The following is a 23,226-nucleotide window of genomic DNA, read 5'->3' on the forward strand; positions in this document are numbered from 1 at the left end:
CGGCCTGGGCCTCTCTCAAGCGGGACGCGAATTCTACGCTATCCTTCTTCGCTGTCAAGCCATCCAACCGAAGTTTTTTGCCTGACCTTCCCTGCCGATTGCTCGTCTTCACCTGACCTTCCTGGCCCCGGGTTAAGCTGGTTGGCCTACCCCCTCGAAGTGCGGCGCATTCTACCTATACCAACCACCAGCGCAAGCAGTATTTTACTAGAAAAGTTTGTTTGCTGCTTATTTGAGCAAAATGATTAGAAAATCATGCTGGATAAAAAGTTCCCTATGAATAAGGTCAACAGTTGGCGTTAGCAAGATTAACCAGTAACATAAACTGGCTATTTACTTTTTTAATTACATTTTAGGTAGTTACATGAAATCACCGGTTCTTCTTTATATAGTGATCGCAGGTTTGCTGGCTGTATTGGGTTTTTTTGTCATGCCAGCTAACGCGGTATCTTCCAATCAGGCTCTGGCCCTTGGCCTGGCGGTCGGTGGCATCGCCACTCCCATCCTGGCGAAACTCTTGGTCTCTTCATCTGTTCCTTCTGCATCATCCTCATCTCATTCAACAGGTTCAACCGAAAGCAGAACTCTCTATGTGGGTAACCTGCCTTACCGGGCCAGTGAAGAGGATGTGAAAGAGCACTTCGAGATTCAAGGGAGTGTATTGTCTGTCCGATTGATGAAAGATCGTCGCACAGGTAAGCGTAAAGGTTACGGATTTGTAGAAATGCCTGAGGGCGATGCAGAAAAGGCCATCCGGTCGCTTAATGATACTGAGTTCCAGGAGCGCACCCTGAAAGTTCGTATGGCTAAGGACAAACAGGAAGACTGAATTAGGCAAGTTTAGTTCTTTCTGCTGAAAAAAGGCCTGCGAACCGCAGGCCTTTTTTTGTTTGTTCAACCCTCGCTGGTTTCAGTTGCAGATCCGGCTTCACCTGCATTGACTGCCGAAGGTAAATTATCCAGCAATCTTTGATTAAACGAATGGAAACGGTTAATTGCACTGATTAGCTCAGGGGTCTCAAGATTCAGGACTTTGTTGACCAAACCGTTGATCAGATTCTCATAGGCTCGCCCATTCTCCAACTGTTCCCTTGACTGTTCCACCACGTCCAACATACGCTCAAGATAATGTGCAACCGGCTTGACCTGATTTGAAGCTTCCGGTGTCGCCCCTTTCTCCTCATTATGGGAGATGGCTTCATAAGTCTGAATAACCCTGACCTGCTCATGACGAGTCAATTGCAATGCGTACCCCGTCAACTCGGATTCGTTGAAGCCAAGCTCCAGGGCTTGATTGAAAGCCTTCTCAACATCACCGTTGAAAAACTCATCGGCCAACTCTGCAGCGTTACCCACCAGTTCGCCTAAGGCATCAAGCTCTCCCTCATCCAGACTACCCTGCACAGAAAAGCTGAAACCGGCTCTTTCGTAATAAAGATAATTCTGCTGGGCTTGAAGACCAGGGGACGTGCCCTGTGTTCTCTGCTCGCCATCGTTCTCTTCATTTGCCTTATCCGATTCGGCTGCCGCTTGCTGATCAGTTATTACGCCCTGACCCGCAGGCGCTCCAATGGGTACGGGTTGAATCTCACCCTTTCCGGCTTCTTCATTCTGCTGGCCCGAGCTGATCAGCAGACTTCGATTCAATTCGAACTGGCGCAGATCCTCAAATCTGATGGTGACTTCATCGCCATCATGGGTGCGCACTGACAACTCACTGCGATCTTCACGACTGTAACTGACAGACTGATAAACACCCAGTTGACTCACTTGATCCTGCTCACCTTCTTCATTCTTACCAAAGACATCACGTTCGAGTTTTTCGATACCCTCTTCAATCATCTCCCGGCTCTTGCTGATACCGCTGGAGATCTCATCATTCATTAAGCCGGCCAGATCCTTCTCTGCCATCTTGATGCCTTTGGCAACCCCATTCCTGGCTTGCTCAAACATTTTCGTCAGCTCGTCGTTATCCATACCCTTGGCCTGGGCATGTTTGATGGCGCCACCCACAAAGCGCAGTACATTGCGGGCCACCTCTTCGAAATCGAACAGACTTTTCTGCTCAGCCGCCTGCTCTGCTTTAGGGACGCCCAGATTGGGTCGTCTGCCATCCAGAGTCAGAGATTCGTTCAGGGCCCCACTGAATACTTTAAGGCTGACAAAACTCCTGGATTCAACGGCATTGGACAAAGTGACAGCATTCTGTTGTTGACTCGCCGCCTGACGCAAACCCGTTTCCCGTAACTGGTTCTGCAATTCGGAGCGACCAACGTAAGACTGCTTTTCACCAAGAAACGCCTTTAATTCGCCTATGTTCATGATTTTTTCCTCACCACCTCAATATTGGTTATCGGCCGTCCCTGTATAAGTTTTAGTCTAATTTACAAGGCGGGCGTTATCCTCTTCGGGGAATCCCCGGACTGGCCTTGATTGACAGGCACAAGTCTTTACAATCGGCGCGCAACTTTGAGGAAAGCAGATGAGACCCACAGATATCGATCCACGCCAGTACGAACAACAGCTTGCCGATAAAATCACGGCGCTCAAAGATCAATTCCAGACGTTCACCTTACCCAAACTGGAAATATTTTCGTCCCCTGAAGTGCATTATCGCATGCGCGCGGAATTCAGGGTGTGGCATGAAGGTGAAGACCTTTATCACATCATGTTTGACCCGGTGACCAAGGAAAAATACCGGGTTGATCAGTTCCCACCGGCCAGCAAACTGATCAATGACGTCATGCAACAACTATTGGTATTACTGAAACCTGAGCCAATAGCCCGCCGCAAACTCTATCAGATAGATTATCTCAGTACCTTGAGTGGAGAAATCCTGGTCACCTTAGTGTATCACCGGCAACTGGATGAACAGTGGGAAGCCTGCATGCGGGACATGCGCGCCAGACTGTCCCGGCAATTTAAGATTGATATCGTCGGACGGGCTCGTAAGCAGATGCTGTCATTGGACAGGAATTTTGTTGTGGAATCACTGCCCATTGGCGATCGAACTTATAGGTTCAAGCAAATAGAAAACAGCTTCACCCAGCCCAATGCAGAGGTAAATCGTAAAATGATAGGCTGGGCCCTGGATGCCACCCGCAACGAAACGGGTGATTTACTGGAGCTATATTGTGGACTGGGCAACTTTACCCTGCCTCTAGCACAAAACTTCAACCGGGTCCTGGCAACAGAGATCTCCAAGGCTTCGGTGGAAGCCGCCCACTACAACCTGGAGATAAATGAGCTGTCCAATGTGACAGTGCTGAGAATGTCCAGCGAAGAATTCACTCAGGCCATGCAGGGAAAAAGGAGCTTCAAACGGCTGGAAGGGGTCTCACTGGAGGAGTTTAACTGTCGGACTGTGCTTGTCGACCCTCCCCGGGCCGGCTTGGATGAAGAGACCTGCCGACTGGTCAGCAATTATGACAATATCCTCTATATCTCCTGTAACCCCGAGACCTTAAGAGAAAATCTTGAGATACTTGGCCGAACCCATAAGGTCGAACGCTTCGCCCTGTTCGACCAATTCCCCTACACCCATCATGCAGAATGTGGCGTCTATCTTCGCAAAGAATCCAGGAAAGACTAGCCTGCTTTATTAGCATAAAAACTCGCCCCTTTGGCTATGAAGCGAAGTTGCTGAATCAGTCGCTGGGCCTGGGCCAGACGCTGTACTTCTGAAGCATCTATGGCCTCAGCGCCAGCACTGAATACCAGCTTGACCATCGCTTCTGCCTGAAGACTGGCCATTTGGCGGCCCATGCCGGTATGAGAAGCGGTATAATCGCTCAGTTCTTCGATAAAATGCTGAATTTCCCTGAGTACGGCCGCCCGGAACGCTGGAGACGTACCGGAATGTTCGCGTAACAGCAGCCGGAACTCATTGCTGTTGGAAACCACAAACTCCATAAAGGTATTGACCGAGGTGTGGATCACACCGCCGCCCGCGTCTATTCTTGAACGGGCCTGTCGCATCAGTTGGCGCAAGGCAAGCCCTGCCTCGTCCACAAGGGTCAAGCCCAACTCGTCGATATCCTTGAAATGGCGATAAAAGGAAGTAGGCGCAATGCCGGCAGCCCGGGCGACTTCACGTAAACTGATGCTGGACAGACTGCGCTGCTCATCCAGAAGATTAAAGGCCGCGTCTATGATTGAACGACGGGTTTTCAGTTTTTGCTGCTGACGTGTCATCTTGTGGGGCATTGGTTGTTGGGAAACGCAGTGTAGCACTTAATTGACTGGTGATTGAGAGTCCAATTGATATTGCACCTTGCCAAGCCAACTGGAAGCGGATAAATTAGCGCACACTTGTACGCTCAATATTTTTCCTGAATGCAAAAACCCGCCCTTATCCTGACCAACATACTGGTCTTTGCCGTTACCGCCCTGATGAGTCTGATTCTTGTGCCGATTGAGGCGCTCACTAATGGTTTTGACTGGGTGGAAGTCACCTGCTGTCTGATTCTTATCTGGTTCTCCGGTTTATCCATAACTGCCGGTTACCACCGTCTTTGGTCCCACAAGACCTATGACGCTCATCCGATGGTCAGATTGATACTGGCAATAGGCGGGGCCTTGGCGCTGCAAAACAGTATCCTGCACTGGGCTTCGGATCACAGGATTCACCACAAGCATGTGGATGACAATGATAAAGATCCTTATTCTGCTGGCCGGGGATTCTGGTACTCGCATATCGGCTGGATGCTCCGGGAATACCAGGCCAGCCGTTACACTGACTACAACAATTGCCGGGATCTGCAAAAAGACAAGATCGTGATGTGGCAGCACAAGCATTATCTGCCTATTACACTTTCGGCTAACTTCGGTATCCCGCTTTTGCTTGGCTGGATGAATGGTGACATCTGGGGCATGTTACTGCTAGCTGGCGTGCTGAGATTGGTGGTGGTCCATCATGTAACCTTCTTTATCAACTCCCTGGCGCATATATGGGGAAAGCAGACCTACACCGACAAGAACAGCGCCAGAGACAACGGCATACTGGCCCTGTTCACTTTTGGAGAGGGGTACCATAATTTTCATCATATTTTTGAGTATGACTACAGAAACGGAATCAGGTGGTGGCACTTCGATCCGACCAAATGGCTGATCAGACTACTGTCGTTGCTTCGCTTGACTCATAACCTGAGACGCTGCCCGGAAGAGCGCATCGAAAAAGCCCGGCTGGAGATGCAACTGAAAAAAGCCCAGCACCAGATCGCCAGGCATCCCGACGCCGCTTTGCTGATGCAACGGGTGCAGCGGGAATATGAGCAACTGATGCAAAAAATGTCCGAATATTACTCGATCAAAAAGGCCAGGCTGGAAGCCCGTAAGCAGGAACTGCTTGAAAACTACGACAGACTGGAGCTGGATTTCCGTTATAAGGAACTCAAGCAGACTCTGCAACTGGCCAGACGACGCTGGACACTTGTCCATAGATTAAAATTTGCCTGATTGGACCAATGTGGGCAGAGCCTTGACGCAATGCCCCTTGCTTTCCCTTTTAAACTCGGTAACGCTATGAATCTTATCCAGATTATTGGAGCTTTTCGTGACCCGAGCCAGTAAGCAACCGAACACTTCTTCCCCAGGATTTCAGTTTGACGCCGTTGTGATAGGCACCGGGCCTGGTGGCGAAGGCGCCGCCATGCAATTGTCCAAAGCCGGCAAGCAGGTTGCCGTAATAGAACGACACGAGTCAGTTGGTGGCGGATGCACGCACTGGGGCACCATCCCATCCAAGGCCTTACGCCATTCGGTCAGCAGATTAATTGAGTACAACGCTAATCCCTTGTTCAACGATGGCGACCGCAGCCGGCATTTGACCTTCAGTGAAATTCTAAAACATGCCAGCGCCGTGATCCGAAAGCAGAGTCGTCTGCGCGGCAGCTTCTATGACAGGAATGGGGTAAGAATATTTCATGGCGAAGCGTCATTTATTGATGCCCACACCATTCGAATCACCCGAGAAGACGGTTCTATCGACCAGCTCACTACTAACCAGGTGATCCTCGCTACCGGTTCCCGTCCCTATACTCCCAAGGACATAGATTTCAGCCACCCGCGTATCTACAACAGCGACTCCATTTTGTCCCTCAAACATGACCCCAAATCGGTAATTATCTACGGGGCAGGTGTTATCGGCAGCGAGTATGCTTCCATCTTTCGCGGCATGGGGGTGAAGGTCGATCTGGTCAATATGCGGGATCGTCTGCTGTCATTTCTGGATGCCGAGATTTCTGACGCTTTAAGCTATCACCTGTGGAACAACGGAGTAATGATTCGGCACAATGAAATGTATCAGGCCGTAGAAGGGCGGGATGATTGTGTGATTCTGCACCTGGAATCCGGTAAAAAAATGCGTGCCGATTGCCTGCTGTTCGCCAATGGCCGTACCGGTAATACTGATATGCTGAATCTTTCAGCGATAGGTCTTAAAGCCGACAGTCGTGGGCAATTAAAGGTGGATGACAATTACCGGACAGAGGTAGACAATATTTATGCAGTGGGGGACGTCATAGGGTATCCCAGCCTAGCATCGGCTGCCTACAACCAGGGGCGATTCGCTGCCCAGGCGATGTTAAGCGGCCAGTGCCCCACCAGCCTGGTGGAGGATATTCCTACCGGCATCTACACCATTCCGGAGATCAGTTCTGTGGGTAAGACGGAACAGGAACTCACCGCACAAAAGGTACCCTATGAGGTGGGTCGCGCCCAGTTTATGCATCTGGCCCGGGCGCAGATTGCCAACACCCAGGTTGGCAGTCTGAAAATCCTCTTTCACCGGGACAGCAAGAAGATCCTCGGTATTCATTGTTTTGGCGAGCGGGCATCGGAGATAGTGCATATAGGCCAGGCGATCATGCAACAGGATGGAGACGCCAATAATATTGAGTATTTTGTCAATACGACCTTTAATTACCCGACTATGGCAGAGGCATACCGGGTAGCCGCTATCAACGGGCTGAACCGGATTTTCTGAGCCCCATGCCGCCAGCCAGATACAAAAAAGCCGGGGATACCCCGGCTTATCCAATCCGTCTGTCGCACTATTTGCGATTGGCCGCCACCAAGGCTGCTGTCTCCAGCGCATCGCGGTGAGCGACGATCTCAATCAGGTATTGCTCAGGGAAGAATCGCATAGTGGCCATGGCATTATCACCCAGATTGCCGGACTGTTGATAAATGTCCTGCTGCATTTCTCTGTAATGGATATTCTGACTGATTCGTTGTTCAACACATGCGTTATTGACGGCCAATGTATCGGCAGCCACACAATCGAACAGCTTGTTTTGTCCTTCTTCAGCCTGGACCAAAAAAGATGCCGAAAGCAAAGCGGTCAAAATAATTGTCTTACGCATACTGTACTCCTGAAACAACTCTGGCTAGAGCGTATATACAATTTAACATCGACTTGACAAGAAATGCAACAAAGGTTGCATCAGACTTTTGTGACAGGAATATGACAAAAGAGGATCTTTTTAAAAGATGACCCATGCAGATCACACCAGAATACTGATTCGGGAAATCACGCAATGCCGGCTTTGCGAGCCAGGATTGCCGCTTGGCGCAAATCCTGTAGTCAGGGGCACCAGCTCGGCACGGTTGCTGATTATTGGCCAGGCACCTGGAACCCGTGTCCATAAAACCTCCACGCCCTGGAATGATCCCTCCGGCGACAGGTTACGTGACTGGCTGGGCCTTAGCCGTGAGAGATTCTACGACGAACAGCAGATTGCCATCATGCCGATGGGATTCTGTTACCCGGGCAGAGGCAAGAGCGGCGATCTGCCGCCAAGAAAGGAGTGTGCCCCCATCTGGCACCAGAGATTTATCCAGACCCTGCCAAACCTGCAACTGACATTGTTGATCGGCCAGTATTCCCAGGCCTACTATCTTGGAGATAAGCGCTCGCTGACGGAGCGGGTGCGTCACTTCAGGGATTATCTGCCGGCTTACTTTGCCCTGCCCCACCCTTCGCCACGCAATAATCTGTGGCTGAGACGGCACCCCTGGTTTGAAACGGAGGTTTTGCCCGAACTCAAGCAACGAAGCTTACAGGCTCTGAACCGGAAGAACTAATCCCTTGGTCGATAGCTATCCAGAAACTGGGTCAGTTCCTCAAACGGCATAGGTTTAGCGTAGAGGAAGCCCTGTGCCTCGTCACAGCCCAGCCTGAGCATATAACTGGCCTGTTCGCGCTTTTCCACGCCTTCTGCAATGGTTTGCAACCCCAGTTTGTTCCCCAGTGTAACGATGGTTTCAGCAATAAAAGCACTCTTGCCCGCGGTGACTTCGTTGACAAAAGACCGATCCACCTTGAGCCTGTCCAGTGGCAGCTTTTGCAAGTAACTCATTGAGGAAAACCCGGTGCCGAAGTCATCAATGGCGATGGTGACGCCAAAGGCCTTGAGAGACTTCAGCGAATCAACCACTATTTGCGGCTCGTCCATCACTACACTTTCGGTGATTTCCAGCTCAAGTGACTTGGGATCCACCTTGTTGCTGATGACCGCATTCTTGACCAGCTCGATAAACTGCGGGTCACGGAACTGCGGCATGGAAATATTCACTGCCACACGCAAATCGGAATAACCCTTTTCATGTAGGATGCGAAGCTTATTGCAAGCCTCTTCAAGCACCCAGGCACCGATATCAATTATCAGACCGCTGTATTCGGCCAACGGCACAAAAACCGCCGGTGAGATATAGCCCCCTTCTTTTGCCGGCCAGCGTAACAGCGCTTCCATGCCAACGATGGACTCATTAACCAGATCCACCTGGGGCTGATACCACAGTTGCAACTTGCGCTCCGCAAAGTCTGACCGCAATTGCCTTATCATCCCCAGACGCCAGGTGGTCTTTTCCTCCATCTCAGGGGCATAGTATTCATAATTAGCTGTCAGGCTCTTCTTGGCCCGATTGAGGGCAATATTGGTTTGCTTGAGTATATTCAGGCCATTGGAGTTCTCATCCAACAACCGGCACAGGCCCAGGGTGACATTCACAGGCAGGGTATGGTCCCCAGCCTTGAAGGCTGAAGCAAACACCTTGGCGATGTTTTCCGGATTGATCTTGTCATCATGGCCGCTCAGACCAAACACGTCGGCACCGATGCGCCCCATCCGGACATCCGGCCCCAGAACCTGCTGAAGCCTCTCGGCAATGGCAATCAGCAACAGGTTGCCGGCTTCCTGGCCCAGTCCATCATTGATGTCGGAGAAATGATTGACATCCACCAATGCCACCACATGGTCATCCAAATCTGTGCTGGTTTTCTGCAGCTCATCCAGCATGTTGATGAACTCATTACGATTCGGCAGCTTGGTCAGCATGTCTCTGAAGGCAGCATTGCGAAGTTGGTGGAACAGATTGACATTCTCATAGCCCACCGAAATGCTGGACATGAAAACCTCCAGCAACTGGCGATGCAGAATATTGATGTCAAAACCGACCTGTACATACACAGCAGCTTCATAGCCACTGCTGTTCATATACAAGACAGAGAAATCTTTGGCGTAGATGTGATCCTTCTGCTTCAGGCATTTGCTGACCTGGGTAATGATCTTCTCATCATGCAGGCTTTCCAGCTTCTCATTGATGTAAGCTGCAAAGGGTCCGGCAGCTCCAAGCACATAAACGCCGTCATCTTCCTTGTCCAGCACAGACCCTGCCCTGGCGCAAACTACCCCGCCTGCATCCAGTCCGATTAATGAACTTATCTGCGTCACAACCCCTTCGCAGAATCCCTTAATGGAATGCTCTTCAAGCAAGTTGGCGGCAGATCCAATAATCTTTTCCAGGCCGATGCGACTTTGGTTAATAGTGAGAATCTGTTGATATGAACGTAACGAGGCGATAATGGTGGTAACGAGTTTACTGCGGGTCAGCTCAGTCTTCGTCTTGTAGTCATTGATGTCATATTCCTTAATGACATTTTCTTCCGGTGCATAGCCTGGCTGGCCGGTACGCAGAATAATTCGGGGCTCATGCAGTTGCAGCTCCTCGCGCATGCGCCTGGCCACCTGCAAACCCGCATCGTCCGTTTCCATCACCACGTCGAGCAGTACAATGGCAATGCTGCTGCCATGCTCCTTGAGCACCTTCAGTGCCTCATCACCCGAATAGGCGTGCATGAAGTGCAAACGGCGGCCGTTTAGCATCAGATCGGAGAGTGCAAGGCGAGTGACGGAATGGATTTCCTCGTCGTCATCCACGACCAGCACGTTCCAGACTTCAGACTCTTGATTGTCTTCCTGATGAAGTTCCTCTTCTTCCAAGAAAATCAGTTCGTCGTTTTCGTAATTAGTTGGACTCATCTAACTATCCGCTCTGAACTTCTATAGGGTCGTAACCCACTATTGATTAACAATATCCTAATAATTGTAAAAGCGAAACTGAAACAACTTGTTGCCGGAACACCCCCTGACGGTTGCCAGACAGTACCCTGCAAACGTAGAGTAGTAACCGACATGAGTACCAATACGGTCCACAATGAGCAAAATAGATCCCCTTGTCCCGCGTGCCCCGATTAACATCAACCGGCCCGGCGACCCCAATCAGCTCGGAAAAACCGAACAGCCTGTGGTTAAGTCTGAGCGTCAGACCGATACCCAACAGCTCAGGGACAGAATCAGTCATTGGTTTGCCCAGGCCGGAGTCAGTCCAGCCAGAGCGGCAGGGCTGGAACAGGACGGCCATAAGAGGATTCAACGGCGCAGGGCAGTACAGCAGCAACGGCGGCTGCAGAATCTGGAGCGGGTACTGGAACTGGCGCTGGAGTTTTGCCCCACTCAGGGAACGGAAGAAAACCTGGATGCGGACTGGTTCTTCAACTTTGTACAGATGGCAGAAGATATCTACTCGCCCGGAATGCAGGAACTGTGGGGGAAAATATTTGCGGCTGAAATCAGCCATCCGGGTTCATTTTCACTGCGTAGCCTGACGATTCTCAGGCAACTGACGCAAAGGGATGCCAAAGTGCTCAGTCTGGCCGTCAGTCTGTCCAGCCGCAAACGTGGCGACTATAGCCCCAGAATACTGTATGGCTACTATCAGAAACCTACATTTATGTCGTTACTTACCCTGCGCCAGGGACAACAACTCAACCTGGCTCAATATGGGCTGACCTATCCGGATTTACTGGCGCTGATGGATTTGGGCCTGATCTATAACAGTGAAATAGAGTCCGGCGAAATGGATACCAGTATCCGCACTGAATGGCGTTGCAGTGGCGAGACATTGCATCTTGCCGCCCGCTATAAGGGCAGTATCCTCAAGTATTATAAGTTCACTGCCACCGGTGCAGAGCTCTCCAGACTGGTACCAGGCAAACCTCAACCTGCTTACGTTGCGGCCCTGAGACAGTTACTTAGTGGTGCATTTGAAGTGTCTTAGCGGGCCCGCGTTAGATACCGTCACCGAATTCATGCAGACCGCACTCACGTTTGAGGCCAAAAAAGCGGGTATCTTCTTCCGACATACCGGCTTCCAGGGGACGTGAAGTGTGCCAGTCGCCCACTGATACATAGCCCTGTTCCCACAAGGGGTGATAAGGAAGCCCGTGATCCTTCAGATAATAATGCACATCCTTATTACTCCAGTCCAGAATGGGAAACAACTTGAACCTGCCATCCACCAACTGCAGAAATGGCGCATTTTCCCGGCTGCTGGACTGGCTTCTGCGCAGACCCGAAAACCAGGTGCCCACCTGTAGCTCCCGAAGTGCCCGCTGCATCGGTTCGACCTTGTTCATCCGGTTGTAGGCTTCCAATCCCGGCAAGCCCTGCTCCCAGAGTTGACCGTACTTTCGTTCCTGCCAGGCCGGACTCAGATTAGCACTGTAGATCTTCAGATTAAGATTGAGGGTTTGGGTTAACTCATCAATAAAATCATAGGTTTCCGGGAACAAATACCCGGTGTCGGTCAGCACAACCGGAATATCAGGTCGCTGGCGGGTAACCAAGTGCAACATCACTGCCGCCTGAATACCAAAACTCGATGACAATACATGCTCATCCGGCAGATTGGAAAGGCCCCATGCAATACGTTGCTGGGCTGTCATGTCTGCCAGTTGGCTGTTCAGTTCCGCCAGCTCTTCACGACTGATGGTGCTGTCCAGCTGTGAGCCATTGTGCAGCGCCGTATCAGTCATAAAAATCCTTGGCTGAATCCACCACAGCCTTGATCACACCCACCCGGACAACAAAATCACCAAAGCTTTCATCCTCTTGCCGCTCCTTCGACCAGCGCCCCAACAGGGTATCGAGCTCCTGCATGATTTCCTGTTCCCCGATATTTTCCCGGTACATCCTGGGAATGCGGGTACCAATTCGGTCGCCGCCCAAATGCAGGTTGTACTTGCCTGGCCCCTTGCCCACCAGACCAACCTCGGCCAACATGGCTCGGCCACATCCATTGGGACAGCCGGTAACCCGGAAAACAATATGTTCATCTGCCAGCCCGTGTTTCGCCATGATCTCCTCCAACTGGGTCACGGCGCCGGGCAGATAGCGTTCGGCCTCGGCCATGGCCAGCGGACAAGTGGGTAAGGATACACAAGCCATGGAGTTCAGCCGTTGCTGGCTGACATCTGACTGAATTAATCCATGTTCCCGGGCAATCTTTTCGATCTGTTCTTTGTGCTGTGGAGTCACACCGGCCACAATCAGATTCTGGTTGGCGGTCAGGCGGAAATCGCCCCGATGTATTTTGGCTATCTCGGCGCAGCCCGTTTTTAACGGCTTACCGGGATAATCCAGAATCCGGCCATTCTCGATGAACAGGGTCAGATGAAGCTTGCCATCTATTCCCTCTACCCAACCAAATCTGTCGCCACGGCCGGTGAACTCGTAGGGCCGACTCGGTGCAAACTCGATTCCGGCCCGTTTTTCCACCTCAGACTTGAACGCCTCCACGCCAACCCGCTCCAGGGTATACTTGGTCTTGGCATTTTTACGGTTGCTGCGGTTGCCCCAGTCCCGCTGAGTAGTCACCACGGCTTCTGCCACCGCCAGGGTTTTATCCAAAGGAATAAAGCCTAAATCATCCGCCTTACGCGGATAAGTGGATTTGTCACCATGGGTCATGGCCAGACCGCCGCCGACCAGTACGTTGAATCCGACCAGTTTTCCCTCCTGGGCGATGGCGACAAAGTTCAGATCATTTGCATGCACATCCACGTCATTTTGCGGCGGAATAACCACCGTGGTCTTGAACTTGCGAGGCAGATAGGTACTGCCCAGAATCGGCTCCACATCGGTGGTCTCGAGCTTCTCCTCATCCAGCCAGATCTCCGCATAGGCACGGGTCTTGGGCAGCAGATGCTCACTTATTTTCTTTGCCCACTCATACGCCTGCTGATGTACTTCTGATTCCACCGGGTTCGAGGTGCACAACACATTGCGGTTAACGTCACCGGCGGTGGCAATGGAATCCAGGCCGACCCGATTGAGCATCTGGTGCATGGACTTGATGTTCGGCTTAAGCACCCCGTGGAACTGGAAAGTCTGACGGGTGGTCAGGCGGATACTGCCGTAAAGTGTATGCTCTGCAGCAAAAGTGTCTATGGCCAGCCACTGTTGCGGCGTGATGATGCCTCCGGGAAGCCGGCAACGCAGCATAACATTGTGTAGCGGCTCCAGTTTCTGTTTGGCCCTCTCGGCTCGGATATCCCGGTCATCCTGCTGGTACATGCCGTGGAAGCGGATAAGCTGGAAATTATCGCCAGTGAAACCACCCGTCAGGTCGTCTTTGAGATCCTCGGCTATGGTACCGCGCAGAAAGTTACTTTCCCGCTTCAGGCGTTCATTGTCTGACAGTTTCTGTTCCTGGTTATCGCTCATTAGTAAACATCTCTTTGGTAACGTTTTGCCTTGCGCAGTTCATTGACGTATTCCTCAGCCTGCTCGGCACTCATACTGCCATGTTCACTGACGATGCTCAGCAGCGCCTGATGTACGTCTTTGGCCATATACTGGGCATCACCACAGACATAAAAGTGCCCCCCCCGCTGCAGCCAGGCAAAGATCTCTTGTCCCTGCTCCAGCAGCCGGTGCTGCACATAGATCTTATCAGCCTGATCACGGGAAAACGCCAGGCTGACTCGACCCAGCAATCCCTCTTTAACCCAGCGTTGCCATTCCACCTGGTAAAGAAAATCTTGGGTAAAGTGCGGATTACCGAAGAACAACCAGTTATCCCCGCTGGCTTCCTGGGCTTCCCGCTCCTGCATAAAGGCCCTGAACGGCGCCACACCGGTCCCAGGCCCCACCATGATCACAGGCGTATCGGCATCGGCCGGCAATTTGAAGTTTTCATTGGTTTCCACGAAAACGCGCACTTCCTGACCTTCCTCCAGCCCATGGGTCAGGTAGCCCGATGCGCCCCCCTGATGCTGAACTCCGAAAGCTTCATATTCCACCAGTGCGACAGTGAGGTGAACCTCATCCTCCACCTCGGCCTGACTGGAGGCAATGGAATACAGCCTGGGTGAGATAGCTCTTAGCATACCCACCAGCTGCCCGGCGCCAAGCCTGCCCGGGTATTCCCGCACTATATCGACAATCTGCCTGGTCGCCAGATAGTCTCGCAACGCCGCGCTGTCGGTGGTTATCTGCAGTAACTTGGCGTTCTGCGTGGCATCGGCATATGCCCTGACGAAACTGGGATAACTCTGGGTCAGCTCCAGTTTCTCTTCCAGTGCCTTGTGCAGGGACATATTCTCATCCCCGATATTGACCTCAGCCTTGCCATCCAGCGCCAAGGCTTCCAGCAGTGACTGCACCAACGACGGACTATTTTTGAACCAGACCCCCAATGCGTCCCCCGGCCGGTATTCAATACCCGATCCTTCCAGGGATATTTCCACATGTCTGACATCCTTGAAAGAATCCCGTCCGGTTATCTTCTGCGATGTCAGCAAGGTGGCCGTAAAGGGGTTCTTGCGGGTATAGAGAGTGCCGGCCGGCTTCAGGCTGACGCCCGGCATCGCAACCACCTGTCCCTCAGAAGGGGACTTGAGCTCTTCTTTCAACTGTTCGGTCAGCTTCTCACGCCAGCTCTGGATGTCGGCATCAAAGTCCACGTCACAATCCAGACGCTCAGCCATCCGGCTGGCCCCTAATGTCGCCAGGCGCTGGTCAAAGTCCTTGCCCGTCTGACAGAAAAATTCATAGCTGCTGTCCCCCAGCCCCACTACCGCGTATTTTAATGCTGGCAGTTTAGGCGCCTTCTTGCTGGCAATGAACTCGTGCAACTCCACGGCATCGTCTGGCGCTTCTCCCTCGCCATGTGTACTGACAATGATCACCAGATGGGTTTCATCTTTGAGTTTTTTGGCCTTGTAATCGGCCATATTAAACAGTTCTGCAACCAGCCCCGCCCCTTGGGCATAGTCGCGGTATTCCTCGGCCACACTTTTAGCGTTGCCGGTCTGTGAACCGTACAGTATGGTCAGTTTGCCAGCCGCTTGGGACAGGGGCAGCGATGCGGCCTGAGGTTGATGGGAATGGGCCAGGCCGGCCAGATAGCCGCTCACCCAGTTGAGCTGCGCTCCGGAAAGGGGCGCAATCAACCTGTTTAATTCCGTCCACTGAGACTCGCTCAGCACAGAGGCAGGTACCGGAACCTGCGGTTTCGATGAAGACATATAGATACTAACCTTTTTCTCATTGAGGGTAGGTTAGCGGTGTACTGCAGGATCAGGAAAGAATTAAATCAAATTCGTTATTACTGAATGTGCTTAAATTTTATTTTAATATAAACATTCACGCGTTTCCTTACGCCGCTCTATTACTCAGAAATGGACCTCCAGGCCGGCATAAGGCCCCTTGAAACGCAGATCCGTATAGGTATTGTCCAGATCATCCAACTCCAGCACAAAGGCCCGGTAACCCAGTTGCAACGTCAGATCCACTGCCAGGTTATCCAGCATGCGGTATGTGACGGCCGCCTGATAATCATAAAGTGTGCTGTCATCGATAGACAGGAAGTTACCTTCTGCAAGTAATCCCCAACCCGTCAGGGGCATGCCGACCTCGAGCTTGCCGTACACCAAAGGAACAATGCCGGAAAACACCTGGGAGGCCTCCAGGCTGGGATCGGCAGCATCCGCTACGCTGATAAAACCATCCACATCCTTGGCGTTAAGGCCGAAATCGAAACTGACGATATCGTTGTCAAACAGCTCATAATAAAGGATGTAATCTATCGCATCGATTTCCATCTGTGTATTGAGCATGGTGTTGGCCGGATACACCTCACCGCCGAATTCGAAGCTGTCGGACAAAGTGGCATTACCTGTATTGTCCAGTTTCATGCTACGAACCTTGAGATTGGGCAACAGGGGGACCGGATGCTCCAGTGCCAGGTAAAAAGTGCCCAGGGTTTCATCACTCAGGCTGAATTCCGTCACATCAGAGCTATTGGCAAATCCTCCATCGGCACTGGTGTCCCAGCCCTGCGCGCCGGCATACAAGCCGAGCAGCGTATCGGCATGGGCCGGCATCATTAAGCAGGCACCAAGCACCGGCAGGTAAGCGAATCGATTAAGTGTCATTATTTATCCTTGGCTGAGTAACTCTGTCAGGTCAATTAAAGCAGCATTGGCCCGGGAAATGTAATTGGCCATCACTAAGGAGTGGTTAGCCACCAGGCCGAACCCGCTGCCGTTTAAAATCATCGGACTCCATACCGTCTGTTGGGTGGATTCCAGCTCACGGATGATCTGTTGCAGACTAACCCTGGCATTTTTATTTTCCAGCACATTGGCAAAGTCGGCGTCCACGGCCTTAAGCAAGTGCAGCAACGCCCAGCTACAGCCACGCGCTTCATAGAATACATCGTCCAGTTTCCACCAACTGGTCTTCATGTACTGGGAACCCTTGCCCGGTGTTGACTGAGTGGCCTTGGATTCACCGGCCAGATCCGTATTCAAACGCTCCTGCCCGACACTCGCGCTAAGACGCTGGGACAGGCTGCCCATCCTTTTTTGCACCATTTGCAACCACTGACGAAGATTATCGGCACGCACATAAAACTGGGCATTGTCGGCACTGGGATCGGACAATTCGTGCAGATAACGTTCCAGGGCCAGGGTTCCCTCCCGGTACTTGGACTCTGCCGAGGGTAGCAACCAGCTACGACTGTCAATATTAAACAGAGGCTGAGCCTTGACCAGATGGGGATTCTCCAGGGACTGGGACTGGGAACGACTGAAGTCGTTGCGCATGGCCAACGCCATGTCACGTACCACTTCCAGCACGCCAAACTCCCAGGCTGGCATATCATCCATCATCACGGAGGGCGGCATCACATCGTTGGCCAGATAGCCTCCGGGCTTATCCATCAGGGTGTTACCGACTTTTATCAAGGTGGCAGTGACCGTGTAGCCTGTGACGACAGAGGTCTGATTCAGATTTGCTCGCTGACGGGCATATTCACTGACGTCAAACATATCGGGTTCACTGCTCCAGTAAAGGGACAATGCATAGCCGAGTATCAGCAACGCAGCCAGTCCTCCCAGCATCCAGCGAGTGGTAAGAAACTGTTTCATTTATCGCTCTCCCTATTCGTGATGGTGGCTGTGGGAAGGGTTGGAGGTTTCTTTTGCTACCCTCGCCTCGATCTGGATTTTCTCACCATTGGCAAACAGCAGTCTGATTTGCTTGGTTTCTCCCTCCTCAAGCGGCGCTTTCAGACCAAACAGCATGATGTGCAGGCCACCGGGCTGAAAAACAAGGGTTTCTCCTGGCCCTACGGCCACTTCATGCTGACGGACCATTTTCATCATGCCGTCCTGCACCAGATGGTTGTGCAGCTCTACTTTCTCCACCCAGTCACTTTCGCCACCGAGCAGGATACGGGGTTCGGAACCGGTATTGGTCAGTTTGAGATAAGCAGCGGTATTGGGTACACCGGGTGGCAACAGCCTGACGATGGGCTCATGAATCTGAATGTCGGCATGGGTCAGGCTGGAAAAGCCCAGCAGCAAGGCGGCTATCAATCTCATCGGTAAACTCCTGTAGGGACGCTCCAGCGGCGGGCGTGAAAGAGCGGCTTCGTCTGGTCAGCCGCTCATCGGGGATTATTCAGGAAAATGGACTGATTGCCAATGACCTGACTAATACTGTTGGGCGTCCTTGTCGTCTTTGAACAGCCAAATCACCAGTATCATCAGTAACAAAGCCGGCCACACAACACTCAAGCCCGCTACCAGCAACGCAATCACAACGCAGCCACCGGCCAGTACCAACACGCCGAACAAGCTGGCTGCAAGCAAAACTCCGAGCAAAACCAGGCCGGCACCGACCGCTACTGCTGCCACTAATGTCTGTGCCGAGTCAAGTCGATCGTCATCAATCACAAACTGCAGATCCAGCCAGGATTCTGCGATACTGCCCAGGCTGTACACCAGTAAAATGGCAATCAGGATGATTAATAAAAGGTTTTTAAACATGTCTTTCCTCCGGTGAGGGCCCCGGTCAGGTGCGGCGTCAGCCAATCACCTGGCCAGGGACATGCACGGATTGACCATCTAGCAACGTCCTGCAGCATGATGTTATCTGGATGGCAGCACCAGGGCCGCTACCAGATAAGCAACCAAAGTCGCCAATGGCAGGTGGAAGAACAACACCAGGGCCAGGATCCTGACAATCCAGGGTTGCATGTTCCAGTGCTGGGCCAGGCCGGCACAGACGCCGGCTATCTTGCCACGGCTGCGGTCTTTGCTGACACGCTTGCTCGGATAATAGGTATTCATCGTCAGCCTCCTTTGGGCCAGTTTTGTCAGAGAAGTCCGCTTCAGGCCACTTTCTTACTGAGGCGGGCTTTCATTTCGTTCAGCTCTTCTTCCAGCCGTCCATCCCGTTCCAGCTCTTCGAACTGTTTGCTGAGATTGGCCTGACTGCCAACCAAATCATAAGCCTCCAGCTGTGCTTCCAGGTCGTCGATGCGATGTTCATAATGCTCAAATCGCTCGATCACATCGCCGACTTTCTGGCTGTCATGGCTGACTTTGACTTTCAGCCTGGCCACAGCAGAATCTTCACGCATCATCAGAACCTTCTGCTTGGCTTTGGCTTCATTCAGTTTTTCCTGCAATCGACCGCTGTCTTGCTGTAGGTTCTGCAGGGATTCTTCCACCTGTTGGAATTCACCCTGCATTCCCTTTATTTGCAGCTCAAGCTTATGCTTTTCACCGAGCGCCAGGCGGGCCAGATCTTCTCTGTCTTTCTGCATGGCCAGCTCAGCCTTTTCCTGCCATTCGTCCATTTGACGTTCGATACGTTCCATACGACGTTGCAGGTCTTTCTTGGCGGCCAGGTTGCGAGCCGCCACGGCCCTCAGCTCGACCAGGGTTTCTTCCATTTCCTGCACTATCAGGCGAATCACCTTCTGTGGATCTTCGGCCTTATCCAGCAGCGCGTTGATATTGGCTTGCACTATGTCATTCATTCTTGAGAACACGCCCATTTCATTTTCCTCCACACTCTTGGTTCATTGTTTAAATCTGTTCAGATAGGAGTTATCAAGAGCTATGCCAAACCTAACCTTACACATAACCACTTGTTTATATTAAGTTATTTTATGAATTCATCAGAGTTTAGCCAATAATCCAATTCGGCAGGAACTAATAAATAGTCATTCTGACCATGCCTTTGGTTACTTTGACCAAAGCTTTTAAGAAGGCCAGAAACATGAAGCTCGATATGGCAGGCAGGAGCTAAAATTTTCTTTTATATCAAAATGATAGATTGTGTAGTCAGATACACATCAGAGAATGGGTAGTACAGGAAAAAGCAGAAACAGGATGGTCAGACGACTTACAGACCATCCTGGGGAGAGCAGGCAGGAGCTTTAGTGAAAAATCGTTCCAGCAGCGTGATGACGATGGCTCCTGCCAGGTAAGCCCACAATGGCAATAGCAACAGACTGAGTAGATTTGCTTGTTCGAGCATGGTTACTCAGCCTTGTCGTTGTCACCTTCAGGCTTGTCATTAAGGGCCAGGTCCGTGATGGTAACCCGGCTCTTTGGCAGACCATACGCATTAGTGCTTCTGACAATCGACACCTCGAGGTTGTCTCTCACTTCCTGTTGCGTCATGGTTACTGCAGCACTCACCAACTGGCCGACAAACTGATGCAACGAGACTTCCTGAGCCTGGGCAGCGCTGGTCATGGAAGCGGCAACCAGCAAGCTGGCGGTAGTGACTTTGATTTTGTTGAACATTACTTTCTCCATTGGGTTAGGTTATTAACTAAGTCGCAGTCAGTACTGCGATAGTTGTGCCAACCCAATGAGAAAAATATATCTATTTGTTTTATATATGTTTTTAGATGATTAACCCGGCTGTCTGAATCCATTGCAATCCGAGGTTCAAGCACACAAATAGTCAATCAGACCATCTGGTTAGTTATTTTCACCAAGTTCCACCGAATTATCTCGTTCTCTGACCTTTCTCATCTCTTCCAGAGCGTCAAGCAGCAGACTTCCATCACTCGCCCGGGTTCCGTTCTGGCTCAGATAGCGACGCCAGATTCGTCCCCCTGGCTGGCTCTGGAACAAACCCAGCATGTGCCTGGCGATATGCCAGACCCTGGCCCCCTGTTGCACCTGTTCGTTGATATAGGGAAGCATCTGTAAAACCACCTCTTCGCGGCTGGGAACCTGACGTGAGTCGTTGAAAAAAAGCTTATCAACCCGGGCCAGCAGATAGGGATTGGCATAGGCTTCCCTGCCAATCATAACGCCATCCTGTTGCTGCAGATGCAGCGCTGCCTCCTCCAGCGTCTTAACCCCGCCGTTGATACTGACATGCAGATGCGGAAACTGTTGCTTAAGCAGATAGACCCTGTCATACATCAAAGGGGGGATCTCCCGGTTCTCCTTAGGGCTGAGCCCCTGTAACCAGGCTTTTCTGGCGTGGATAATAAAAGTATCGCACCCCCCATCGGCCACTTGCTGAATAAACTCATCCAGATGCTTGTATTCATCCATATCGTCAATGCCGATACGGCACTTGACCGTAATGGGGATGTTTACAGCGCTCCGCATGGCCCTGACGCAATCCGCCACGGTAGCGGGTTCAGCCATCAGGCAGGCACCGAAACGGCCATTTTTTACACGATCCGACGGACAGCCCACATTAATATTCACTTCATCGTAGCCCAGGGCTTCGGCGCGCAGGGCACATTCAGCCATGGCACCGGGATCCGAGCCTCCCAATTGCAGAGCCAGCGGATGCTCTTCAGGGTGAAAGCCAAGGTAATCTCCCTTGCCGTAGATTATGGCACCGGTTGTCACCATCTCGGTATACAGAAGGGCGTGGCGGGTAATGCGCCGCATGAAATAGCGATAGTGACGATCTGTCCAATCCAGCATTGGCGCAATGGAAATGCGACGGTTAAATGAGGATAACAGGGAGGCAGGCCTGCTGGCAGGTGCCTGTACAACTGATTGCATGGGTAAAAATGGCTCAAGTTGGCTGGCGGAGAAACAGCCGGTATTGTACCAGTCTCATCCCCTGCAGCCTAGCCCTGCACCCCACTGGAGGCTTAACTGCATGCCTTCCCCAACCGCGTGACTGTGTTAAACTATCGCCAGATAAGACACCGTTGCAGAATCATGAACCATCAGAAGTTGGTCGATAAGGCCAGGAAATACTGTGAAGACCAGGGAGCCAGATTCACCCATCTGCGCGAGAAAGTCTACGGGCTGTTGCTGCAGAAACAGGGCGCAACAGGGGCCTATGAGTTGCTGGATGAATTGAAGGAAACGGAAAATTCGGCCAAACCCGCCACCATCTATCGCACGCTGGATTTCTTGCTGGAGTTTGGCCTGATCCATCGTCTCGAATCCAACAACTCCTTTATCGCCTGCCACCATTTTGGCTGTCATCATCCCGTGCAGTTTCTAATCTGTGACCGCTGCGGAGAGGTGAAGGAAATTCAGTCTGAAGGCTTGAAGGAAACCTTGGACAAGCAGGCCAGATCATTCGGCTTCAAAGTTGCCAAGCAGACTATTGAAGCCCATGGAATTTGTGCCAGTTGCCAGAACTGATGGAAATCAACCTAAATAACAATCTCTTATAGCTGATTTTGCTAGACTTCAAGGTTGCCCTTGACCATAGTTAAATATGTTGGATGCTAAAAAGGATTTGCCAGCACAGGGTTGATTATATAACAGAGATGGCTTTAAACATTCCCTTGGGGAACAACAGATGCGCAACCCTTAGTAGGCCGAAAACCAGAAAAGGTTAAAAGAACCAATGAATGTTGAATTTATAAACCCTTTTATTGCTTCCCTGATTAATGTGCTGGAAACCATGGCACAAACCAAGTTACAGCCGGGCAAGCCAAAAAAGAAGGCCGATGAAGTTGCACGGGGTGATGTGTCAGGTTTGATCGGTATGGTAGGGCCTCAGGTAAAGGGCTCGTTTTCCATTTCTTTCGATGAATCCCTGGCCCTGGAAATAATGCATCGTATGCTGGGTGAAAAACCCGCCAAGATTGATGCTGAGGTAACAGATATGGTCGGTGAAATTACCAATATGGTCACAGGTGGCGCCAAACTGGAACTGGCTAAGAAAGGCTATGACTTCGACATGGCCACCCCCATAGTGGTCTCTGGCAGACAGCACACTATCACCCACAAAGTCGATGGTCCGAAGATTGTGTTACCTTTCACCAACGAAGCGGGTAACGCGAGCCTGGAGATATGCTTCGACAAGGTATGAGCCATTGGTATCAGCAACCGGTCAGCTTGGCGGCCCGGCCCAGGGGATTTCACCTGGTCACGAACGAAATACTGTCACAATTGCCCCAACTGCAGGACTTCTCTATCGGGCTGGCGCATATATTCATCCAGCACACCAGTGCCAGCCTGTCCGTCAACGAAAATGCTGACAGCACGGTCAGAGGGGACTTCGAGCGTTTCTTCAATCACCTGGTTCCTGAGAACGAGCCCTATTACCAGCATACTTTCGAGGGCAGCGATGATATGCCTGCCCATCTGAAATCCAGCCTGCTTGGCAGCTCTTTACTATTACCCATCCAAAATGGCCGCCTCGCTCTAGGCACCTGGCAAGGTATTTACCTGTGTGAACACAGAAATCAAGGTGGCGTCAGGCATCTGCTTGTGACACTGCAAGGCCAGTATTGCACCAGCTCAGCAGGATAAGAGCATTGCCTTAGTACAGGGTTGTTCTTTATGCTGTCAGGGTA

The 23,226-nt window shown here is 51.5% G+C and carries 25 protein-coding genes; 9 read left to right on the forward strand and 16 right to left on the reverse strand.

The genetic code is table 11. The features are described 5' to 3' along the window. Positions 1 to 364 precede the first annotated feature (364 nt). Positions 365 to 829, forward strand: a complete 465-nt coding sequence (locus J0A66_RS19405; RefSeq protein WP_206575518.1) for an RNA recognition motif domain-containing protein — start codon at positions 365 to 367, stop codon at positions 827 to 829. Between the two features lie 65 nt (positions 830 to 894). On the opposite strand, the gene J0A66_RS19410 is transcribed toward J0A66_RS19405, so the two are convergent. Beyond that, entirely contained in the window at positions 895 to 2,322 is a 1,428-nt protein-coding gene (locus J0A66_RS19410; RefSeq protein ID WP_206575519.1) for a DUF5610 domain-containing protein, read from the reverse strand. 160 nt (positions 2,323 to 2,482) lie between these two features. On the opposite strand from J0A66_RS19410, the gene trmA reads away from it, so the two are divergent. Beyond that, entirely contained in the window at positions 2,483 to 3,592 is a 1,110-nt protein-coding gene (gene trmA / locus J0A66_RS19415) for a tRNA (uridine(54)-C5)-methyltransferase TrmA (protein ID WP_206575520.1), read from the forward strand. On the opposite strand, the gene fabR is transcribed toward trmA, so the two are convergent. Then, the gene (gene fabR, locus J0A66_RS19420) at positions 3,589 to 4,194 is read right to left on the reverse strand and encodes an HTH-type transcriptional repressor FabR (RefSeq protein WP_206575521.1); all 606 of its coding nucleotides are present in this window, start codon (positions 4,192 to 4,194) and stop codon (positions 3,589 to 3,591) included. The two genes, trmA and fabR, sit on opposite strands and share 4 nt — an antisense overlap. A 141-nt stretch (positions 4,195 to 4,335) precedes the next feature. On the opposite strand from fabR, the gene J0A66_RS19425 reads away from it, so the two are divergent. Both J0A66_RS19425 and sthA read left to right on the forward strand, forming a co-directional pair. Next, on the forward strand, positions 4,336 to 5,457 hold the full coding sequence (locus J0A66_RS19425; protein WP_206575522.1) for a fatty acid desaturase: 1,122 nt from the start codon (positions 4,336 to 4,338) through the stop codon (positions 5,455 to 5,457). Between the two features lie 97 nt (positions 5,458 to 5,554). Beyond that, positions 5,555 to 6,985 carry a Si-specific NAD(P)(+) transhydrogenase gene (gene sthA, locus J0A66_RS19430; RefSeq protein ID WP_206575523.1) on the forward strand — a complete coding sequence of 477 codons (1,431 nt, stop codon included), beginning with the start codon at positions 5,555 to 5,557 and terminating at the stop codon, positions 6,983 to 6,985. A gap of 67 nt (positions 6,986 to 7,052) precedes the next feature. Here sthA and J0A66_RS19435 read toward each other — a convergent pair whose 3' ends face one another. After that, complete coding sequence (locus J0A66_RS19435; RefSeq protein ID WP_206575524.1) at positions 7,053 to 7,364, reverse strand: pyridine nucleotide transhydrogenase; 312 nt, start codon at positions 7,362 to 7,364, stop codon at positions 7,053 to 7,055. Positions 7,365 to 7,491: 127 nt separating this feature from the next. Here J0A66_RS19435 and J0A66_RS19440 point away from each other — a divergent pair, with 127 nt between their 5' ends. After that, a complete protein-coding gene (locus J0A66_RS19440) occupies positions 7,492 to 8,085 on the forward strand; it encodes a uracil-DNA glycosylase family protein (protein ID WP_206575525.1) in 594 nt (197 codons plus the stop codon). On the opposite strand, the gene J0A66_RS19445 is transcribed toward J0A66_RS19440, so the two are convergent. Further along, a complete protein-coding gene (locus tag J0A66_RS19445) occupies positions 8,082 to 10,322 on the reverse strand; it encodes a bifunctional diguanylate cyclase/phosphodiesterase (protein WP_206575526.1) in 2,241 nt (746 codons plus the stop codon). The two genes, J0A66_RS19440 and J0A66_RS19445, sit on opposite strands and share 4 nt — an antisense overlap. Positions 10,323 to 10,497: 175 nt before the next feature. On the opposite strand from J0A66_RS19445, the gene J0A66_RS19450 reads away from it, so the two are divergent. Beyond that, positions 10,498 to 11,400 carry a TIGR03899 family protein gene (locus tag J0A66_RS19450; RefSeq protein ID WP_206575527.1) on the forward strand — a complete coding sequence of 301 codons (903 nt, stop codon included), beginning with the start codon at positions 10,498 to 10,500 and terminating at the stop codon, positions 11,398 to 11,400. Positions 11,401 to 11,410: 10 nt separating this feature from the next. On the opposite strand, the gene J0A66_RS19455 is transcribed toward J0A66_RS19450, so the two are convergent. The 12 genes from J0A66_RS19455 to dusA form a co-directional block, all read right to left on the reverse strand. Continuing rightward, the gene (locus J0A66_RS19455; protein ID WP_206575528.1) at positions 11,411 to 12,157 is read right to left on the reverse strand and encodes a phosphoadenylyl-sulfate reductase; all 747 of its coding nucleotides are present in this window, start codon (positions 12,155 to 12,157) and stop codon (positions 11,411 to 11,413) included. Then, the gene (gene cysI / locus J0A66_RS19460) at positions 12,150 to 13,847 is read right to left on the reverse strand and encodes an assimilatory sulfite reductase (NADPH) hemoprotein subunit (protein WP_206575529.1); all 1,698 of its coding nucleotides are present in this window, start codon (positions 13,845 to 13,847) and stop codon (positions 12,150 to 12,152) included. Before cysI ends, J0A66_RS19455 begins: the two co-directional genes overlap by 8 nt. After that, a complete protein-coding gene (locus J0A66_RS19465; RefSeq protein ID WP_206575530.1) occupies positions 13,847 to 15,652 on the reverse strand; it encodes an assimilatory sulfite reductase (NADPH) flavoprotein subunit in 1,806 nt (601 codons plus the stop codon). The genes cysI and J0A66_RS19465 overlap by 1 nt, the downstream gene beginning before the upstream one ends. A 147-nt stretch (positions 15,653 to 15,799) precedes the next feature. Next, on the reverse strand, positions 15,800 to 16,561 hold the full coding sequence (locus J0A66_RS19470) for a TIGR04219 family outer membrane beta-barrel protein (protein ID WP_206575531.1): 762 nt from the start codon (positions 16,559 to 16,561) through the stop codon (positions 15,800 to 15,802). Positions 16,562 to 16,564: 3 nt separating this feature from the next. Beyond that, on the reverse strand, positions 16,565 to 17,557 hold the full coding sequence (locus J0A66_RS19475) for a DUF2333 family protein (protein WP_206575532.1): 993 nt from the start codon (positions 17,555 to 17,557) through the stop codon (positions 16,565 to 16,567). 12 nt (positions 17,558 to 17,569) lie between these two features. Then, positions 17,570 to 18,013 carry a copper chaperone PCu(A)C gene (locus tag J0A66_RS19480; protein WP_206575533.1) on the reverse strand — a complete coding sequence of 148 codons (444 nt, stop codon included), beginning with the start codon at positions 18,011 to 18,013 and terminating at the stop codon, positions 17,570 to 17,572. 111 nt (positions 18,014 to 18,124) lie between these two features. Then, the gene (locus J0A66_RS19485) at positions 18,125 to 18,460 is read right to left on the reverse strand and encodes a hypothetical protein (RefSeq protein WP_206575534.1); all 336 of its coding nucleotides are present in this window, start codon (positions 18,458 to 18,460) and stop codon (positions 18,125 to 18,127) included. 102 nt (positions 18,461 to 18,562) lie between these two features. Next, positions 18,563 to 18,763 carry a PspC domain-containing protein gene (locus J0A66_RS19490; RefSeq protein ID WP_206575535.1) on the reverse strand — a complete coding sequence of 67 codons (201 nt, stop codon included), beginning with the start codon at positions 18,761 to 18,763 and terminating at the stop codon, positions 18,563 to 18,565. 41 nt (positions 18,764 to 18,804) lie between these two features. Beyond that, positions 18,805 to 19,476, reverse strand: a complete 672-nt coding sequence (gene pspA, locus J0A66_RS19495; RefSeq protein WP_206575536.1) for a phage shock protein PspA — start codon at positions 19,474 to 19,476, stop codon at positions 18,805 to 18,807. A gap of 350 nt (positions 19,477 to 19,826) precedes the next feature. Continuing rightward, positions 19,827 to 19,961, reverse strand: coding sequence for a hypothetical protein (locus J0A66_RS23615; protein ID WP_277603597.1), 135 nt, complete (start codon positions 19,959 to 19,961; stop codon positions 19,827 to 19,829). A gap of 2 nt (positions 19,962 to 19,963) precedes the next feature. Then, positions 19,964 to 20,233: a hypothetical protein gene (locus J0A66_RS19500; protein WP_206575537.1), complete on the reverse strand. Its 270-nt coding sequence runs from the start codon at positions 20,231 to 20,233 to the stop codon at positions 19,964 to 19,966. Between the two features lie 180 nt (positions 20,234 to 20,413). Next, on the reverse strand, positions 20,414 to 21,466 hold the full coding sequence (dusA, locus tag J0A66_RS19505) for a tRNA dihydrouridine(20/20a) synthase DusA (protein WP_206575538.1): 1,053 nt from the start codon (positions 21,464 to 21,466) through the stop codon (positions 20,414 to 20,416). A 162-nt stretch (positions 21,467 to 21,628) separates the two neighbouring features. On the opposite strand from dusA, the gene J0A66_RS19510 reads away from it, so the two are divergent. The 3 genes from J0A66_RS19510 to J0A66_RS19520 all read left to right on the forward strand — a co-directional run bounded on the left by J0A66_RS19510 (position 21,629) and on the right by J0A66_RS19520 (position 23,182). Then, positions 21,629 to 22,063, forward strand: coding sequence for a transcriptional repressor (locus J0A66_RS19510; RefSeq protein ID WP_206575539.1), 435 nt, complete (start codon positions 21,629 to 21,631; stop codon positions 22,061 to 22,063). 208 nt (positions 22,064 to 22,271) lie between these two features. After that, positions 22,272 to 22,739: a chemotaxis protein CheX gene (locus J0A66_RS19515; protein ID WP_206575540.1), complete on the forward strand. Its 468-nt coding sequence runs from the start codon at positions 22,272 to 22,274 to the stop codon at positions 22,737 to 22,739. After that, positions 22,721 to 23,182 (forward strand): secondary thiamine-phosphate synthase enzyme YjbQ, encoded by a 462-nt coding sequence (locus J0A66_RS19520; protein WP_241264325.1) that lies wholly within the window; start codon positions 22,721 to 22,723, stop codon positions 23,180 to 23,182. Before J0A66_RS19515 ends, J0A66_RS19520 begins: the two co-directional genes overlap by 19 nt. Positions 23,183 to 23,226: the final 44 nt, after the last annotated feature.

The sequence above is a fragment of the Bowmanella dokdonensis genome, assembly GCF_017254865.1.
In the GTDB taxonomy this organism is placed as follows: Bacteria; Pseudomonadota; Gammaproteobacteria; order Enterobacterales; family Alteromonadaceae; genus Bowmanella; species Bowmanella dokdonensis.

What these genes read in the sequence shown, in the direction of transcription:
- J0A66_RS19405 (WP_206575518.1), top strand. Translation starts at nt 365, where the DNA reads ATGAAATCACCGGTTCTTCTTTATATAGTGATCGCAGGTTTGCTGGCT.
- J0A66_RS19410 (WP_206575519.1), bottom strand. Translation starts at nt 2,322, where the DNA reads ATGAACATAGGCGAATTAAAGGCGTTTCTTGGTGAAAAGCAGTCTTAC.
- trmA (WP_206575520.1), top strand. Translation starts at nt 2,483, where the DNA reads ATGAGACCCACAGATATCGATCCACGCCAGTACGAACAACAGCTTGCC.
- fabR (WP_206575521.1), bottom strand. Translation starts at nt 4,194, where the DNA reads ATGACACGTCAGCAGCAAAAACTGAAAACCCGTCGTTCAATCATAGAC.
- J0A66_RS19425 (WP_206575522.1), top strand. Translation starts at nt 4,336, where the DNA reads ATGCAAAAACCCGCCCTTATCCTGACCAACATACTGGTCTTTGCCGTT.
- J0A66_RS19435 (WP_206575524.1), bottom strand. Translation starts at nt 7,364, where the DNA reads ATGCGTAAGACAATTATTTTGACCGCTTTGCTTTCGGCATCTTTTTTG.
- J0A66_RS19440 (WP_206575525.1), top strand. Translation starts at nt 7,492, where the DNA reads ATGACCCATGCAGATCACACCAGAATACTGATTCGGGAAATCACGCAA.
- J0A66_RS19445 (WP_206575526.1), bottom strand. Translation starts at nt 10,322, where the DNA reads ATGAGTCCAACTAATTACGAAAACGACGAACTGATTTTCTTGGAAGAA.
- J0A66_RS19450 (WP_206575527.1), top strand. Translation starts at nt 10,498, where the DNA reads ATGAGCAAAATAGATCCCCTTGTCCCGCGTGCCCCGATTAACATCAAC.
- J0A66_RS19455 (WP_206575528.1), bottom strand. Translation starts at nt 12,157, where the DNA reads ATGACTGATACGGCGCTGCACAATGGCTCACAGCTGGACAGCACCATC.
- cysI (WP_206575529.1), bottom strand. Translation starts at nt 13,847, where the DNA reads ATGAGCGATAACCAGGAACAGAAACTGTCAGACAATGAACGCCTGAAG.
- J0A66_RS19465 (WP_206575530.1), bottom strand. Translation starts at nt 15,652, where the DNA reads ATGTCTTCATCGAAACCGCAGGTTCCGGTACCTGCCTCTGTGCTGAGC.
- J0A66_RS19470 (WP_206575531.1), bottom strand. Translation starts at nt 16,561, where the DNA reads ATGACACTTAATCGATTCGCTTACCTGCCGGTGCTTGGTGCCTGCTTA.
- J0A66_RS19475 (WP_206575532.1), bottom strand. Translation starts at nt 17,557, where the DNA reads ATGAAACAGTTTCTTACCACTCGCTGGATGCTGGGAGGACTGGCTGCG.
- J0A66_RS19480 (WP_206575533.1), bottom strand. Translation starts at nt 18,013, where the DNA reads ATGAGATTGATAGCCGCCTTGCTGCTGGGCTTTTCCAGCCTGACCCAT.
- J0A66_RS19485 (WP_206575534.1), bottom strand. Translation starts at nt 18,460, where the DNA reads ATGTTTAAAAACCTTTTATTAATCATCCTGATTGCCATTTTACTGGTG.
- J0A66_RS19490 (WP_206575535.1), bottom strand. Translation starts at nt 18,763, where the DNA reads ATGAATACCTATTATCCGAGCAAGCGTGTCAGCAAAGACCGCAGCCGT.
- pspA (WP_206575536.1), bottom strand. Translation starts at nt 19,476, where the DNA reads ATGGGCGTGTTCTCAAGAATGAATGACATAGTGCAAGCCAATATCAAC.
- J0A66_RS23615 (WP_277603597.1), bottom strand. Translation starts at nt 19,961, where the DNA reads ATGCTCGAACAAGCAAATCTACTCAGTCTGTTGCTATTGCCATTGTGG.
- J0A66_RS19500 (WP_206575537.1), bottom strand. Translation starts at nt 20,233, where the DNA reads ATGTTCAACAAAATCAAAGTCACTACCGCCAGCTTGCTGGTTGCCGCT.
- dusA (WP_206575538.1), bottom strand. Translation starts at nt 21,466, where the DNA reads ATGCAATCAGTTGTACAGGCACCTGCCAGCAGGCCTGCCTCCCTGTTA.
- J0A66_RS19510 (WP_206575539.1), top strand. Translation starts at nt 21,629, where the DNA reads ATGAACCATCAGAAGTTGGTCGATAAGGCCAGGAAATACTGTGAAGAC.
- J0A66_RS19515 (WP_206575540.1), top strand. Translation starts at nt 22,272, where the DNA reads ATGAATGTTGAATTTATAAACCCTTTTATTGCTTCCCTGATTAATGTG.
- J0A66_RS19520 (WP_241264325.1), top strand. Translation starts at nt 22,721, where the DNA reads ATGCTTCGACAAGGTATGAGCCATTGGTATCAGCAACCGGTCAGCTTG.